Origin of the sequence: Blautia marasmi, assembly GCF_900258535.1 — a bacterium.
Taxonomy (GTDB): domain Bacteria; phylum Bacillota; class Clostridia; order Lachnospirales; family Lachnospiraceae; genus Blautia; species Blautia hominis.
In genome coordinates this window covers 2,256,763-2,273,246 of the sequence record NZ_OIWX01000001.1, presented here as the reverse complement: position 1 = coordinate 2,273,246, position 16,484 = coordinate 2,256,763, and the positions used below count along the sequence as shown (strand labels likewise).

General features: G+C 46.2%; 12 protein-coding genes. 2 read left to right on the top strand and 10 right to left on the bottom strand.

Annotated features, from left to right (window positions below; all coding sequences use genetic code 11):
* The first annotated feature begins 464 nt into the window (after nucleotides 1–464).
* Nucleotides 465–3,308, top strand: a complete 2,844-nt coding sequence (locus C6P39_RS09835) for a response regulator (protein ID WP_104803647.1) — start codon at nucleotides 465–467, stop codon at nucleotides 3,306–3,308.
* 37 nt (nucleotides 3,309–3,345) lie between these two features.
* Here the strand turns inward: C6P39_RS09835 and trhA are convergent, their stop codons facing one another.
* From trhA to C6P39_RS09775, 10 genes are all read right to left on the bottom strand, one after another.
* Nucleotides 3,346–4,008, bottom strand: coding sequence for a PAQR family membrane homeostasis protein TrhA (gene trhA / locus C6P39_RS09830; RefSeq protein ID WP_104803646.1), 663 nt, complete (start codon nucleotides 4,006–4,008; stop codon nucleotides 3,346–3,348).
* Nucleotides 4,009–4,270: 262 nt separating this feature from the next.
* Nucleotides 4,271–6,076, bottom strand: a complete 1,806-nt coding sequence (locus C6P39_RS09820; RefSeq protein ID WP_104803644.1) for an alpha-amylase family glycosyl hydrolase — start codon at nucleotides 6,074–6,076, stop codon at nucleotides 4,271–4,273.
* 188 nt (nucleotides 6,077–6,264) lie between these two features.
* Entirely contained in the window at nucleotides 6,265–6,501 is a 237-nt protein-coding gene (locus C6P39_RS09815; protein ID WP_104803643.1) for an HPr family phosphocarrier protein, read from the bottom strand.
* Between the two features lie 62 nt (nucleotides 6,502–6,563).
* A complete protein-coding gene (alsK, locus tag C6P39_RS09810) occupies nucleotides 6,564–7,511 on the bottom strand; it encodes an allose kinase (RefSeq protein ID WP_104803642.1) in 948 nt (315 codons plus the stop codon).
* A gap of 45 nt (nucleotides 7,512–7,556) precedes the next feature.
* A complete protein-coding gene (locus tag C6P39_RS09805) occupies nucleotides 7,557–8,723 on the bottom strand; it encodes an ROK family protein (RefSeq protein WP_104803641.1) in 1,167 nt (388 codons plus the stop codon).
* An 80-nt stretch (nucleotides 8,724–8,803) separates the two neighbouring features.
* Nucleotides 8,804–10,102, bottom strand: a complete 1,299-nt coding sequence (locus C6P39_RS09800) for an aminotransferase family protein (protein ID WP_104803640.1) — start codon at nucleotides 10,100–10,102, stop codon at nucleotides 8,804–8,806.
* Entirely contained in the window at nucleotides 10,095–10,856 is a 762-nt protein-coding gene (gene nagB / locus C6P39_RS09795; protein WP_104803639.1) for a glucosamine-6-phosphate deaminase, read from the bottom strand. Before nagB ends, C6P39_RS09800 begins: the two co-directional genes overlap by 8 nt.
* Before the next feature lie 32 nt (nucleotides 10,857–10,888).
* The gene (locus tag C6P39_RS09785; RefSeq protein WP_456318621.1) at nucleotides 10,889–12,067 is read right to left on the bottom strand and encodes an iron-containing alcohol dehydrogenase; all 1,179 of its coding nucleotides are present in this window, start codon (nucleotides 12,065–12,067) and stop codon (nucleotides 10,889–10,891) included.
* Between the two features lie 268 nt (nucleotides 12,068–12,335).
* Complete coding sequence (locus C6P39_RS09780) at nucleotides 12,336–13,862, bottom strand: MFS transporter (RefSeq protein ID WP_158661520.1); 1,527 nt, start codon at nucleotides 13,860–13,862, stop codon at nucleotides 12,336–12,338.
* Between the two features lie 220 nt (nucleotides 13,863–14,082).
* On the bottom strand, nucleotides 14,083–15,123 hold the full coding sequence (locus C6P39_RS09775; RefSeq protein WP_104803637.1) for an iron-containing alcohol dehydrogenase: 1,041 nt from the start codon (nucleotides 15,121–15,123) through the stop codon (nucleotides 14,083–14,085).
* A 467-nt stretch (nucleotides 15,124–15,590) separates the two neighbouring features.
* Between C6P39_RS09775 and C6P39_RS09765 the strand changes: the two genes are divergently transcribed.
* Nucleotides 15,591–16,469 (top strand): AraC family transcriptional regulator, encoded by an 879-nt coding sequence (locus C6P39_RS09765; RefSeq protein ID WP_104803635.1) that lies wholly within the window; start codon nucleotides 15,591–15,593, stop codon nucleotides 16,467–16,469.
* Nucleotides 16,470–16,484: the final 15 nt, after the last annotated feature.

The following is a 16,484-nucleotide window of genomic DNA, read 5'->3' as shown; positions in this document are numbered from 1 at the left end:
GTTCTTCCTTTCTTCCATCAGCTTCGCAGCTGCTCTTTTCTAGTCATCATTCTAGCAACAACCCTTTTTAATTTCAATGGTTTTATGCAACACCATTAAATTACATAATAACTTTATTTTTGCTTGAACAGATTGACCAATAACATTACCTAAATTGTACGTTTTTCATAAATAGCATACATATTTTCACCGCCGGATCATCCACTTATTATCTTTTATCTGTTTTATCAGATAAAACTAATTAAATTGCTTTTTTACCTTTTATCCACTATACTTATACATATAGTTTCTAAAATAGTAACTATTCAGTAGGTCTGCGCATTCACTGCGCTGACCGTAAGAAAGCATTCCGCAGCCAAGCAAAAATCCCATCGCCAAAGGCGATTCTGCATGGATCTTTGCCTGTAACTGTGAGGGTACTGAACAGTTACCTAAATTAAAACAATAAGCCGGGAGGGCGCATAATGAAAAGATTTCTTGCCTTGCTGCTGAGTATCATCCTTCTTTTTTCCATATCCGTACCCGTTTATGCCAAAGAGCCGCGTAAAGTAACCGTCGCCTTTCCCATACTGACTGACAGCCGTCTTTACATTGTCAATGAAGACGGAAGTCTTGACGGCATGATGTACGAATATTTTGAAAATCTGGGAAAATGTGCGGGATGGGATATCCAGTATGTTGTGGACGAGATAGAGGTACTGTTCGACCGTTTCTTTAAAGGTGATATTGATATCATGGGAACCACCAGTTATCTGGATTCTATGAATGAATATGCGGATTATCCTTCTATTTCCAGCGGTTTTGACTATACCTGCCTGGTTGTGAAAAGCGACAACACAGACATCACATCAGGAGACCTGACTTCTCTTAACAATAAGTCCGTGGCTATTACAGAAATGCAGGCAAAAAACGGAAAAAAAGAGATGGTGGAGGACTTCTGTGAAAGCAATCAGATTCAAATGGATATAAAAATATATGCCTCCGGGGATGACTACGAAAGCGCCCTGCAAACCGGGGAAGCCGATATGATCCTGATCGGAAGCGCCGCCCGGGGCAACAACATGCGGATCGTCACCCGTTTTGCAGATTCTCCCTATTACACCATTGTATCCAAGGGTAAACCGGATATCCTGCGGGAACTCAATGCCGCGCTGTATACCATGCATGCCATGTCTCAAAATTATGTAAACCAATTAGAAAACAAATATATGAACGGGGATTCCAGCCTTTCAAACGCATTCACTGCTGAGGAAAAGGATTATCTCAAAGAAAAAGGCTCCCTTACAGTGGTCCTGCCCAGGACCTCATACGGAGCTGTTGGGAATCTGGGTGAGAAGGGAAATTATACCTGTCTGGACGCGGATATCGCGGAGTATTTTTGTGAAAAGATCGGTGTTTCCGTTGATTATGTGGTGGCAGACAACACGGAGGATGCCGTTCAGATGGTAAAAGAGCAGAAAGCTGATTTTCTGCCTGTCATGACAGCACTGCCGGGCACTGAGGACACTTACGATGATCTGCAGCTATTTTCCTATAATCCCCCTGAACAGATGCGTACCACCGCCAATCCCTCCTCAAACAAACCTGTACTTGTGCTGCCCAAGTATGAGCATGAGATCCTGGAGGACAATGTGATACTGGAGGATTATGAAAAGGTACTGTACTGCGATTCTGCGTCTGACTGTCTGAAATACGTTGCTGACGGTACTGCCACAGAGACTATATTGGACAGCTTTGCATCCCAGTATCTCCTCATGGCAAACAGTTACCCAAACCTTACCATCGCACCAACCGATCTAAAGCTTACTTCCATGACCCTGGCCGCATCAGCATCTGCTGATACGAATCTTCTCACCCTTCTGGAAAAAGCAGTGCTGAATATGGATTCCTCAGCTATTGATGATATCGTTTACCAGCGCATGATCACAGAACAGACCAACGCTTCCGTGACTTTAACAACATTTTTTAAAAAGCATGTGATTCCCATAACCTTGATCCTGCTGGCTGTGATCGTATTTATCCTGTCCTGTATTGCTTTTGTGGTGATCGCACGTATACGACAGAAAAGTATGCAGGATACACTGGTGGAAAGAGAACGAAACGAGAAGGAACTGAGCCGTGCTCTGGAACTGGCCAATGTGGCAACTGAGGCCAAGACAAGATTTTTGTCCAATGTCTCCCATGAGATGAGGACACCCTTAAATGGAATTCTGGGAATGCTCACACTGATGCAGAACGAGGACTCCCCGGAAAAAAACAAAGACCATCTGGAAAAGGCCAGAATCTCCTGCAGCCAGCTTCTTTCCCTGATCAACTCCGTGCTGGACATGTCCCGGATTGAAAGCGGCAGGGAGACCCTGACCCCGGAAACGTTCCATATGTCCACTGTTTTGGAGGAACTGCGGGCCATGCTCAGTATACAGGCGGAATCCAGAAATATCCATATGGATATCAACGGCGCCTCCATGCCTGACAGAATCCTGTTGGGAGACTGCGTTAAATTAAAACAAATACTGTCGAATGTGATCATGAATGCCATTAAATTCACGCCCGAAGGAGGGCAGATCACACTGACGGCAAAAGAAAAGGGGACCAACGGGACCGGCGAACTCCTCTATTTGTTTGAATGCAGGGACAACGGCATTGGCATGACCAAAGAATTCATGGATACCATGTTCCAGCCTTTTACCCGCTCAGAGGAAGCAGACAAATTGCAGATCAGCGGAACCGGTCTGGGTCTGTCTGTGATCAAAGGCCTAGTGGATCTAATGCACGGCACCATAGACGTGGACAGCCAAAAGGGCGAAGGGTCTGTCTTCCGGATCATCCTGCCCTTCCCGGAAGAACATAACACTGTGGAAGATAGCACATTAGCAGCAGAAGACAAACAGGGATCTGCTGACCTGTCTGCAATGCTGAAGGGTAAGCGGGTCCTTATCACAGAGGACAATGAACTGAATCTGGAGATCACGGAACAGTTCCTGGAAATCATGGGCGTTGTGTCTGATTCCGCTCATGACGGCGCTGAGGCGGTGGACATTTTCTCCTCTTCCTCCCCGGGTTCCTTTGATGCCATCCTCATGGATATCCAGATGCCCAGAATGAACGGATATGAGGCCACAAAGGCTATCCGCAGCCTTCCCCGCAAAGATGCCTGCTCGGTACCCATTATCGCCATCACGGCCAACGCCTTCAAGGAAGATATGGAGAAAGCCCTCTCCTGCGGCATGGATGACCATATTGCCAAGCCGGTGGATTTGAATAAATTACAGGATATCCTTATAAAATACTGCTGCAAACAAGATTAAAAAACAGGTCCCGTGGATTTTCACGGGACCTGCCTTTTTATACCGGCATGGGCAGAACAAAGAAATACATAACAATAAAGTGACATAAACTGCCGCCCATAACAAACAGGTGGAAAATCTCATGGGACCCGAAATTTTTATGGTTCGCATTGAAGATGGGAAGCTTCAGCGCATAAATAATCCCTCCCACCGTATATATGATACCCCCTGCCAAAAGCCAGCCGAAACCTGCCGGTGACAATGCTTTCACAATGGGTACAAAGGCAAACACACAGAGCCAGCCCATTGCAATGTATATGACTGAGGAAAACCATTTTGGACAGGTGATCCAGCAGGCTTTGATCAGGATTCCCACAATGGCCACTAACCACACCGCAGTGCAGAGGATGGTACCTGTTTTTCCGTGGAGTACGATCAGACAGATCGGTGTATAGCTGCCTGCTATGAGAATAAAGATCATCATATGGTCCATCTTGCGCAGACGCCGGTTTACCTTTTCCGTGGAATCAACCGTGTGGTAGATGGTACTGGCCGCGTATAAAAGTATCATGCTCAGCATAAAAATACTCATGGCGATTATATGGATACTGTCCGGCTCCCTGGCCGATTGGATCAACAGCGGTGCTGCCGCCAGAACTGCCATCAGCCATCCTATAAAATGTGTGATCGCGCTGCCCGGTTCTTTGATTTTCAATTTCATAACATCACTCCTTACTTTAATTATGTATATAGTATGTACTTTAGCTGCATTTAGTATCCTTAAATATTACATGTAGTTTTAAATACTATGTTTTGATATTTACTATACTACTACGCATTTCCTTATATTGCAACCCTTTTTTATAAATTTTTTGGAATAGAGAGATTTCAAATCAGCCGGAAACCCGTATACAGCAGTAGAAAAAGAGCCCGGCACAAAACCGGACTCCAGCGCTGCACACAGCAAATGCTGCACGTATTTATTAAGCCAGCCACAGATATTCATATGGCCCTAATACTATATTATCCCACAGGGGAACTGTTTTTCCCTGAATCAGATCATGAAGCTCCCAGGGAAGGCCAAACCAGTTCACAGCATTGCAGTTCACGGTCTGCCGCTCCTCGCTGAAGTTTGCAAGCACCAGCATCTTATCCTCCCTGTGAAATGCAAAGACAGCCTTGTTTCCCGTATCAACGGGGATAGATGGAATATCCGAAGCAAATATACGGTTATCCTTTCTCACCCGGATCATCTCTTTGATACCGCTGAAAATAACGCCCTGCACCGTTCCCATATCATGTCTGTCTGCAGCCTTATCCCAATCCATCGGTGCACGGTGCAGCCATCGGGAATCATGGGCAATGGTATCGTCTTTCTTATAGTCCCACCAGTTCATGGTCCCAATCTCATCACCGCTGTACAAAAGCGGTATGCCTGTATAGGAGATGATCACGCTGTTCAGAAGCAGGATCCTCTTGACTGCCAGCTCCAGTTTATATCTGTCCTTCTTTTCAAGGGCCTCCTCCAGGCCGCACAGGGAAGCCATCGTTCCGCTGTTTCTGGCATCCAGAGTCTCGGGATTGAACTCATATAGTTCACCTTTTGCAAAACTTCCCGGGAATTTTCCCTCCATGAACTGAATGATAAACTGTTTATGGGCCTCAGGGTCCATGCCCAGATCTTTGATGATATCCTTCTCAAATCCCCATCCGATGTCATCGTGGCATCTGGCATAATTGATCCATACCCCGTCCTTAGGCGTACCGTAATCAATTGACATGGAACGCTGCATCAGCCGCACATCCCTGGCCGCCAGAGAATTCCACAGAAGCACCATCAGGGACGCATTATACATGATGTGGCATTCCTTCTCCTCAGGGGTGCCGAAATACTTCACGATCTCATGAGGTTCCACAATAGCCTCACCTAAGAAGATAACAGAGGGGCATACCTCCTCTATGATCATCTCGTACATTTTCAGCAGTGTGTGTACCTGAGGCAGGTTCATGGATGAAGTTCCCAGCTCCTTCCACATATACGGTATGGCATCCAGCCTGAAAATATCAATCCCCTTATTGGCCAGTGTCAAAAGTACGTGGGCGATCCGGTTGAACACATTGGGGTTTTTATAATTCAAATCCCACTGAAATTCATAGAACCGTGTCATGACAAATTTTCCTATATCCTCATAATAAGTAAAGTTCTTAGGCGCCACTTGCGGGAAGATTTCCGTCAGCGTCTTCTCATACTCTGAGGGGATGCCGTAATTGTCGAACATGTAATACATATCTTCATATCCCGGCTCGTTTTTCCTGGATTTCAGTGCCCACTCATGTTCCTTTGCGGTGTGGTTCAGAACAAAATCAATACAGGTACGGATCCCCTTTTTCTTCAGCCTGTCAATAACGTGCTCAAACTGCTCTGTAGTGCCGAATCTCTTATCCACGTTCAAATAATCAGACACTGCGTATCCGCCGTCATTCTGGCCCTCTCTGGACTGCAGAAGCGGCATAAAATGCACGTATGTCACTCCCAGGTCAGCCAGGTAATCAATCCTTTTTTCAAAATTGGACAAGTTTTCCGAGAACTTGTCCAGATACAGCATCATTCCCACCATCTTCTCCGAGAGATACCAGTCATTCCCCTTTTTATCCTGCTTTTTCAGTGCAGCGCTCCTGTCCGCCTTGGCAGTCTTCATAATTTCCATAAGCTGGTCATAGAAAAATTGGGTGATCCCATTCTCCCCGTACAGCCCAAAATAATATGTGCGCAGTTTTTCCATGGACATAGTTTTCTACTCCTTTCACACGCCGGAAGCTGACTTCCGCATTCTCCTGTTACAAGTATACAGGATAGACGGATTTCCCACAAGTCAAAAAGGCACCGCCGATCCATATTCAGGCGATACCTTTTACTCTTTGTTTTCTGTCATTATTCTGCTTTTCCCATTTCTTTTCTAAGTCCGGGCTGCGGGTTTTATGCGCAGATATATTTTTCAAATCTTTCCTTGATCATAAGCTCATCCTCACGGTCCGCATGTACCTGCATGACAATGGAATGGGCCGCGCTGATCAACATTGCGCTGATAACCGATTTGGCATCGTAAATGCAGCTTCCGTATTTTAAATCCACATCGCAGTCAATCTTATTGGCCAGGTTCACAAAATCTATGACCTCATTTACATCTCTTAAATTAACCGGGAATGTAATCATCCCTCTTCCTCCTTCCAGTATGCCGGGCTGCCGCCGATCCGGCAGCTCCGGCTAAAAACGTGTCAGCTTATCTTTTTCTCTCTCTGACACTCTTCCTGTATCTTGTTTCTGGCAAACACGGCTGCGCCTATGACACCCTTTCCCACATCTTCCTCAGAATATACATACCGGAAACCGTATCCCATCACATCAGTGCCCACCTTCTCATTTACCGCTTTTTCAAATACTTCCCGCGGGAAATCCTTCATCTCCATAACACCGCCGCCCACCACAAGGGAATCCGGGTTGAATATGGTAGCCATGACAGCGTATACATGCGCACACGCATCTACAAACTCCCTCAGAGGTTCCTCATCCCTATGTAATGTGAACATGTCCTGTATCATGGTATCCGGATAATACTGCTCTCTTATCTGCTGCAGCCTCCAGCCCGATGCATAACACTCACAGCAGCCCTTCTTCCCGCAACTGCACGGGTCATTTCCCTTATAATAAGGAATGTGGCCCAGGTCAAGCTCTGCTCCGTCCTTGCCCTCCAGGGGTCTTCCGTCAATGATCACAGAGGCGCCCACGCCTGTACCGATATAGATGCCAACCACTATTTTGTCGTTTTCCAGGTGGTTTACCGCCACATCATACTGAAGGAGGTTGTTCACATCATTGTTCACAAATACCGGAACTTCAAAATACTCCCTCATCTCAGCCGCAATATTCCTGTTATGAAATACGACCTCCCCTGCACTGTTTCTTATATTGGTAGTACAGATGACCGTTTCCTTATCATTTGAGACGGAGGAGGGAACACCGATGGATACAGCATCTATGTTCTCAATTCCATTGGAAACCCTGTACTTCTCAATGATCTCACAGAGCTTCTTCACAGGATTGTGGGCATTGGCAATGTAAAAGCTTTTGATGACAGAAGGATCCTTCATCTCATTGTCCGGGGTCACAGCCCCGATGCGGAGATTTGTCCCACCCAGATCAATGCCGATCATTACATTATTCATTCTCCACTTCTCTTCTTTCTTCGTAACTGTTCCGAATTATCACAGTTAATTATAGATCTCATCCACCCAGGCATCTCTCACCATATGAAAGCAGCCGCGCATCATATGATACTCATCATACAAGGCCTGACGGACTTCCACATGGATGGGTATAGCCTCATTCTCCAGAGATTCCACAAATTCCTGGAAACGTGTCATGATAAGCCTGCTGTAGTCACTGTAGCAGCTGTCCACAACCAGAGTTCCCGGGTTATATACCCACAGCAGATTGTACAGGACCCTGACAATGACATCCAGCGCCTCATCCACAACCCTCTTTGCTTCCTCCCCCTGCTCCTCATAGGTGCGGATCACCTCTTTGAACTTCTTATCAATTCCCGCTTCACGAAGTTTCTGGTTCAGGACCGATACAGAGATCATATCCTCAAATGTGGTATATTTTTTCCCTGCACTGTCTGTAAGCAAAAGCATCTTTCCCACCTCACCGGCCATGAGCTCCTGTCCCATGACCGCGGTGCCTCTGTGGATGAAGAAACCTCCCACACCATGACCGCAGTAAAAATAGAACTGGCTGTCTGATTCAGAATCCATACTCTCATATTCCGACCATGCAGCCGGTACCACGTCGTGGAGAACCAGAATATTACCGATCCCAAAGGCTTCCGCAAACAATTGTTTTATATGCAGGTCCTTAAAGTCAGCTATGAGGTCATAATTAACCAGGTCAACATTTTCATAATAGGCACTGGGAACAAACACTGCGATCCCCACCGTAACTGTATGCAAAGCCGCAAGCTTTTCCTTTATCAGTCCAACCGCACGCAGGAGATTTTCCCTGTAGGTGCATTTTTGGTCAAATTCCAGTGTCTGCTCTGCCTCCGGTGCCTCATAGATATCATATATGAGGAAACTGATCTCATCTACAGATGTCAGATTGATGCATACAATATTGCCGAACTTTTCATTTATCTCAAGTGCTTTTGGTTTTCTGCCCACATCACTGCCGCCGCAGACTTTTTCCACAAGGATACCTCCTGCGATCAGGTCATCCACAATATGCTTAACCGTCATGACACTGATATGGTTTTCTTTAGCCAGTTCGCTTCTGGTCTTGGTCCTGTCTCTTAAAATACTCTGCATTATGTTCACAACATTCACATTTCTGATGGTGCTGACTGTCAGCGTCTGTTTTTTATCTGCATCTATAGTCATCGAAATCACTTCCTTAATATTATTTCACTGTTTTGTGGCTTCACCGTTATAATTTTCTTTATTGTAACGGATAATGTCTGCTATTTCAAACATTCTATGAGAGATTTCTCAATGACAGCTACTGCCTCATCCACATTTTCCTTAGATGTGATCAGTGCCGGATGCATGACCACAACTACATTCTCCAGGTTTTTCCTGCTCTCCAGCTCGGTGACCAGTCCTCCCCGCAGCATAGATTCATAGAATTCCTGACCGAGGACATATTTATCCTCTGTAGGTGTTCCCTCCAGTTCCATACCCTGCAGAAGTCCCCGGCCCCGGACATCTTTGATGACCGGATATTTATCCTTCAGCTCTAAAAGCCTGCTGTGCAGATAGTCACCTACCACACGGCTGTTCTCCACAAGACCGTCACGCTCAATGATCTCAATATTTTTCAGAGCACTGCGGCATGTCAGCGGATAGCAGGAATGGGTATGTCCGTGAAGGTTGATCTTGCTCATTGCCTCACCGATTTCTTTTCTGCAGAGGACAGCAGAACCCGGAACATATCCGCTGGTCAATGCTTTGCCTGTTACCAGGATATCAGGGGTCACACCCTCATACTGACATGCGAACATGGTACCTGTCTGTCCAATACCGGTAACTACCTCATCAAAGATCAGGAGCGCGCCGTACTTGTCACACAGCTCTCTGACACCTTTCCAGAATCCCTTTGGAGGAACAATGACACCGCCTGCTGCGAAGATAGGCTCTGAGATCACTGCCGCGATCTTGTCGCCGCCCTCATGGAGCATGGTCTGCTCCAAATACTTCAGACACTGCAGTCCACAGGTTCCCGGCTCCTTGCCAAAATCACAGTGGTAGCAGTAGGGCGGAGCAGAATGTACAAACCCTCTTGGGAGAAGTTCTGAGATACCGGAGTTCTCCTGTATCATCTCCGATTTTCCTGTAGCGGCTGCCGCACCTGCGGTGGAGCCGTGGAATCCGCGGCGGAAGGAGATGATCCTTCCTCCGCCTCTGTAGTATTTTGCCAGTTTCAGGGCAAACTCATTGGCATCTGAACCTGTACACCCAAACATAACTTTGTCCAGGCCTTCCGGGGAGATTTCAATCATTTTTTCAGCAAGTGCTGCTCTCTCCTCTGTTGCGAAGCAGGACGTCACAGACACGATCTTTTCAAGCTGGTCTTTTAAAGCCCCGATCATTTCCTCATTGCCGTGTCCCAGGCTGCACGCTGAGAACTGACCTGAGAAATCCAAGTATTTCTTTCCCTCACTGTCATACAGATACATTCCTTTTGCGTTGGTAAACGCAATATCATCTGTGGTATAGCACTGGATCAAATATTTTTTATCTTTTTCAATGATCTTATTCATATATGGTCCTCCCTTTTCTCTCCTGCAGATCTACCTCTGACAGGGCATCCTTGTCTGCGATGATGGTCACATCCGGATGAAACTGTAATATAGACGCGGGTACCTTGGGTGTTACGGGGCCGTTGATGACCCGGTTCAGGATACCTGACTTATCTTTTCCGCTCACAAGCAGCAGGATCTTTTTTGCCCTCATGATGGTGCCGATCCCCATGGTATATGCCTGGGAGGGCACATCCTCCGCTCTTTCAAAAAAGCGTTTGTTCGCCTCAACCGTGCTGGCTGCCAGGGTGACACAATGGCAGTTTTTTTCAAATATCTCCCCCGGCTCGTTAAAACCAATATGACCATTGTGTCCAAGCCCCAGAAGCTGCAGGTCTACACCTCCGGATTCCTCTATGGTCCTCTCATAGTCACTGCATGCCTTTTCACTATCAGTTTCCATACTGTCCGGTATGTGGGTATTTTCCGGCTTTATATTAATATCCTGAAACAGATTCTGCTTCATAAAGTAGTAATACCCCTGTTCATTATCCGGTTTCAGCCCTTTGTAGTCGTCCAGGTTCATGGATCTCACCCCGGTGAAATCCAGCAGCCCCGCATGGTACCATTTTTTAAGGTATCCATATGTTCCGACAGGGGTAGATCCTGTTGCAAGACCCAGCACACACTCCGGGTTGGACACCACCTCCGCCCCTATGATGGATGCTGCTCTTTCGCTTAATTTATCATAATTTTCAGCCTTATAAATCTTCATATAGCTACCTCTATCGTCTCTCTGTACAGATATTATCTTGCTTCCCACTCACCGTATTTTGCGATTACTTTGTCTTTGATCATCTGGCAGAACTCGTCTGTCACCTGGAAGTCATTGACTACTGTGTACCAGTATCCGTGGCTCTCCAGGAACGCTTTCTCATTCTTGATCGCTGCAAATACGTCATCCCAGGTGATCCCCATTCCTTCCGGCCTGATCTCCACGCCTGCCCTGTGGATGATATCCAGGATCCCGTCCGGGTCANTTGCTTCCCACTCACCGTATTTTGCGATTACTTTGTCTTTGATCATCTGGCAGAACTCGTCTGTCACCTGGAAGTCATTGACTACTGTGTACCAGTATCCGTGGCTCTCCAGGAACGCTTTCTCATTCTTGATCGCTGCAAATACGTCATCCCAGGTGATCCCCATTCCTTCCGGCCTGATCTCCACGCCTGCCCTGTGGATGATATCCAGGATCCCGTCCGGGTCATTTCCTCCCATTGCGGAACCTACAAAGATACCCAGGCATACCGGCTGGCCGTGGATGAATTTTTTCTTTGTCATGTATTCCAGTGTGTAGAATAAGAAGTGGTCGCTTCCCTCTATAGGTCTTGGGTTCCAGCCATTGTTGTGGAAGGCTGCACCGCCCCATCTAAGCCCCTCTGTCAGTACGCGGATCCCTTTTTCATTCAGTGCATAGATGTCATCCATGTTGTCTACCACGGACTGGAACACTTCTCTTACCTCGTCTGCCATCTCCTGGTCATACGGCCATTTTTCCTCACATTTGCCCTGATCAGCCGCGTATTTCCAGTCAAACAGGGAATTGTTGTAGCAGAGCACATCACAGACACCGCTTCTGTTCAGGGCTTTGGGACCGCTCTGGATCACATCATAGTCCACATAGACTGCTACCGGCTCCACATAGCCCACGTATTTTACAACACTGTCAAATCTCAGGCCTGCACGGTGTCCGAACACTGCGTTTGTGGCAATGGAGGTCGGTACCTGGAATAAAGGCATATGTGTCTTCCAGGCTACTGTCTTTGCGTAGTCTACTGCCTGTCCGCCGCCCATTCCGATGACTGCTTCAAACTTGGGAAGTTTTTCGATGTTTGCCATGATCTCGTCGTACTCCAGGGTCTTTACAAAGTGTACAATGCAGTCGTCATCAAACTCATCTTTGAATTTTTCCCATAAGTCTTCCATTGTCACTACCAGGTAAGGTCTCTGTACGATATTTTTCAGTTCGCCAATTAAATTGCGTCCGTAGATTGTTGTAAACATTTTTTTTGCCATGATCTTAATCTCCTTTTTCTATGAAATAATGTAACTGTTCAGTACTTCCCAGTTACGGACAAAAATCCTTGCAGAATCGCCTTCGGCGATGGGATTTTTGCTTGCAGCTCAAGGTTTTCTTACGGTCGGCGCAGTAAATGCGCAAACCTACTGAATAGTTACGAAATAATTCTTATTGTCAGTTTTGTTTTTCTGCTGCAGCCTGTGCTTCTTTTGCTGCTTTTTCCGCTCTTCTTGCTCTTACATCTACCATACATGCTTCCAGCTTTTTATCACTGAGTCCGTAGAACATCTGAAGGACCATATGTACAAGTGTAACAACTGCCGGTATTACAAAAGCCAGGATCAACAGGGAACGGATGGTTCCGTCACTCTGTGTCTGGTTGGCTACATATCCGGAGCCGTCCAGCAGGATACCCATGATCTGTGCCCCCAGTGCAGCGCCGATGGTGATACAGAATCCGTTTACTGCAGATACTACTCCGGCCTGTCCTTTGCCGTTCTTCCACTCGCCGTAATCAACCGTTGCGGGTATCATAACATTGGAGAAAGAATAGTATGCGCCGCTCAATATTCCGTTGATGATAAACATTGCAAAGAGCAGCCCGAACTGCATAGACTGTGAAGCTCCCGCCGGCCCATAAATGCTGCAGGCGAAAAACAGTGCAATGCTGAATACTGCGCTGGATGCCATACAGATCATGTATGCGCGGCTGGTATCCTTAAACAGCCGTATAAACGGCTTCATCAGGAAAACTCCCAGCATCAGCGCTATGGTGTAAGCGAACATGGCTACCGAGTAAAAATCCTCCAGTCCCAGGAAATAGATGAAAATGTAAATGATCATACCGTTTTTTATAGCCTGCATAACCTGTTTGAGGACTTCACCGATCTGTAAGATGATGGCCGGCCTGTTCTTTCCAAAGCTCTTTAACTGTGCAAACATAGGCTCATGTTCCACCTGTTTCAAGTGCTCCCGGCAGGTGCCATCCCTGTTCAACTCGTATTTCTTAGTCATCTGCGCATTCAGTATCTGGAATAACATTACGGTCAGACCGATCGCAAATGCTGCCCAGAAGAATCCCTGTGCCTCGTTTCCGCTGTTGCCGCCGAATATTTTTACCAGCGGCATGAAGAGTGCGGCGGCTGCCACCTGTGCCAGGTTGGTACAGAGACTTTTAACAATGGCAATTGTCTCCCGTTCTCTTGGGTTTCTGGTCATGTTGCAGAACTGTGCGATCTGCGGCATGAAAGAGAATGTGGCACCGATAGAACCAAAGCATCCGTAACACACTGCCGCCCAAGCCACCTTCAGTCCTGTGCTCTCCACCGGCAGAGCTGTGAATACGCCGATAAACAGAAGGAACAACGGTATGATCCCGAAAATTGCCCAGGAACGGTAACGTCCCCATTTGTAACATACATTGTCCAGCATATATCCCACCCACAAATCTGTGAAGCAGTCTGCTACCCGGGCAAATAACATGATGGAACCGGCAACTGTGGCACTGAGTCCCACCACATCCGTGTAAAAATACACCAGATAATATCCAAATATAACCCAGGAAACATTAAAGCTGTATGCCCCGTACATACTGTGTATAATTTTGTCATACCACGGTACCTTGGCGGTTGTGGATGTAAAGTCTATATCATAAGGATCTTTCTTACCATCTAACGGCATTGCTAAACCATCCTGAGACATATAATACCCCCTTTTCATATCTGGTAAGAGAAGATTCACTGTCCGCTGATGTAATGTCCCGAAGACCCGCGCCAGCCCGCACCGAATCTTCTGTTACCTTATTTTATTTTGAAGTTGATTTTTTCTATTTTTTATGTATAATTAATTTTATAAGAATACCTTTGTAGAAGTCTGGCTGCCGTCCTGCAAAACGCGCCTCTTTTATATGCCGGTATTCTTTTTATTTTGCTTCCCACTCACCGTATTTTGCGATTACTTTGTCTTTGATCATCTGGCAGAACTCGTCTGTCACCTGGAAGTCATTGACTACTGTGTACCAGTATCCGTGGCTCTCCAGGAACGCTTTCTCATTCTTGATCGCTGCAAATACGTCATCCCAGGTGATCCCCATTCCTTCCGGCCTGATCTCCACGCCTGCCCTGTGGATGATATCCAGGATCCCGTCCGGGTCATTTCCTCCCATTGCGGAACCTACAAAGATACCCAGGCATACCGGCTGGCCGTGGATGAATTTTTTCTTTGTCATGTATTCCAGTGTGTAGAATAAGAAGTGGTCGCTTCCCTCTATAGGTCTTGGGTTCCAGCCATTGTTGTGGAAGGCTGCACCGCCCCATCTAAGCCCCTCTGTCAGTACACGGATCCCTTTTTCATTCAGTGCATAGATGTCATCCATGTTGTCTACCACGGACTGGAACACTTCTCTTACCTCGTCTGCCATCTCCTGGTCATACGGCCATTTTTCCTCACATTTGCCCTGGTCTGCCGCGTATTTCCAGTCAAACAGGGAGTTGTTGTAACAGAGCACATCGCAGACACCGCTTCTGTTCAGGGCTTTGGGACCGCTCTGGATCACATCATAGTCCACATAGACTGCTACAGGCTCCACATAGCCCACGTATTTTACAACACTGTCAAATCTCAGGCCTGCACGGTGTCCGAACACTGCGTTTGTGGCAATGGAGGTCGGTACCTGGAATAAAGGCATATGTGTCTTCCAGGCCACTGTCTTTGCGTAGTCTACTGCCTGTCCGCCGCCCATTCCGATGACTGCTTCAAACTTGGGGAGTTTTTCGATGTTTGCCATGATCTCGTCGTACTCCAGGGTCTTTACAAAGTGTACAATGCAGTCGTCATCAAACTCATCTTTGAATTTCTCCCATAAGTCCTCCATTGTCACTACCAGGTAAGGTCTCTGCACAATGTTCTTCAGCTCACCGATCAGGTTACGTCCGTAGATTGTTGTAAACATTTTTTTTGCCATAGTTTTTTCTCCTTTTCTAATTTTTAAACAACATTTATAAACTATGTTTAATATTATATTACCCAAGTATTTCCATTTTGTCAATTACAATAAATTCACAAAAAGTCCTAGTACAATTTGTGCACTTTTTTGCACAAAAAAATCCTGAAATAGCTCTGCCTATTGGCGGTTCCTTTTTTATGGTAAAACACTGTAACAGTTCAGCCTACCACTGTCCCGCGAGGTGTTGCCATACATTTGCATGGCAATCCCCAGGCAGCCACGCGCCGGACTGCGGTTTGCGCAGTCTGTGTGCATGCTTTTGCTGCTATGAAGCCGAAAGGCTGAATAGTAACAAAACACTTGGCGATGAATACTGACTGTTTGAAATAATGGAAAACATTTGGTAAAATAGTAGTCAGTTCCATACCTCTGTTCTGTGGGTTTGGGCAAAAACTATTGATTTTGCATGGAGAGGAGGCTCCCTGATGAATATCCCTGTCAAATGGAGTGATGAATATTATGTATCTCAAAAGCGAGTGGTGCTGACACAGGAACAACTGGCAATCCCCGGACTTCGTGTACTTGGTCATCATGTTATGTCCACGGCAACCGAACCCCTGGTTCTTCATTTTCATGAAAATGCTTTTGAATTCATGGTCATCGCAGAAGGCACTTTTTTTCTTCAGGCATCCGGAAAAAAATATAAAGTATCCGGAGGAGATGTTTTTGTGACTCCTCCCGGAGAAATACACAGTTCCAATGAAATGCCCCTGTCCAGAGGAGAATTTTACTGGCTGCAGATGGATATCAGCCATATCCAAAATCTGTTATTTTTAAATGAAGAAGCAGGGGAAGATTTGGTGGAACGTCTGAAAGCCATAGAGGGACATGTGATTCACAGTGATGATAAAGACTTAAAAAAGCTGATAAAGAAAGCTTTCATTTTAGGGGAGTCCGGAGAGAATAAGTACAGAGCAGCAGCATGTCTGGTAGTTTTTCTGAATATGGTAATTGAGCATTCCAAAAGAAGCGGAGTGAATCTTACCGGTGATATTGCTCTGGCCTTGGACTATATACTGGACAATTTAACACAGGAACTGCTGCTTGAGGAACTGGCTGATTACTGCGGGCTTTCCATTTCCCAGTTCAAACAGAAATTCAAAGATCAACTGGGTGTGTCTCCCAGATGCTTCATCAACCAGCAGAAAGTGGAATCTGCAAAAACTCTGCTCCTGGAAGGTATGTCGAAGACGGAAATTGCCATGCAGCTCGGCTTTAGCAGCAGCAGTTATTTTGCAGCAGTATTTAAAAAATTTACATCCTGTACACCCAGCGAATATAAAAACAGAGCCCGGAATGAATAAATTTTTCCGGTCTCT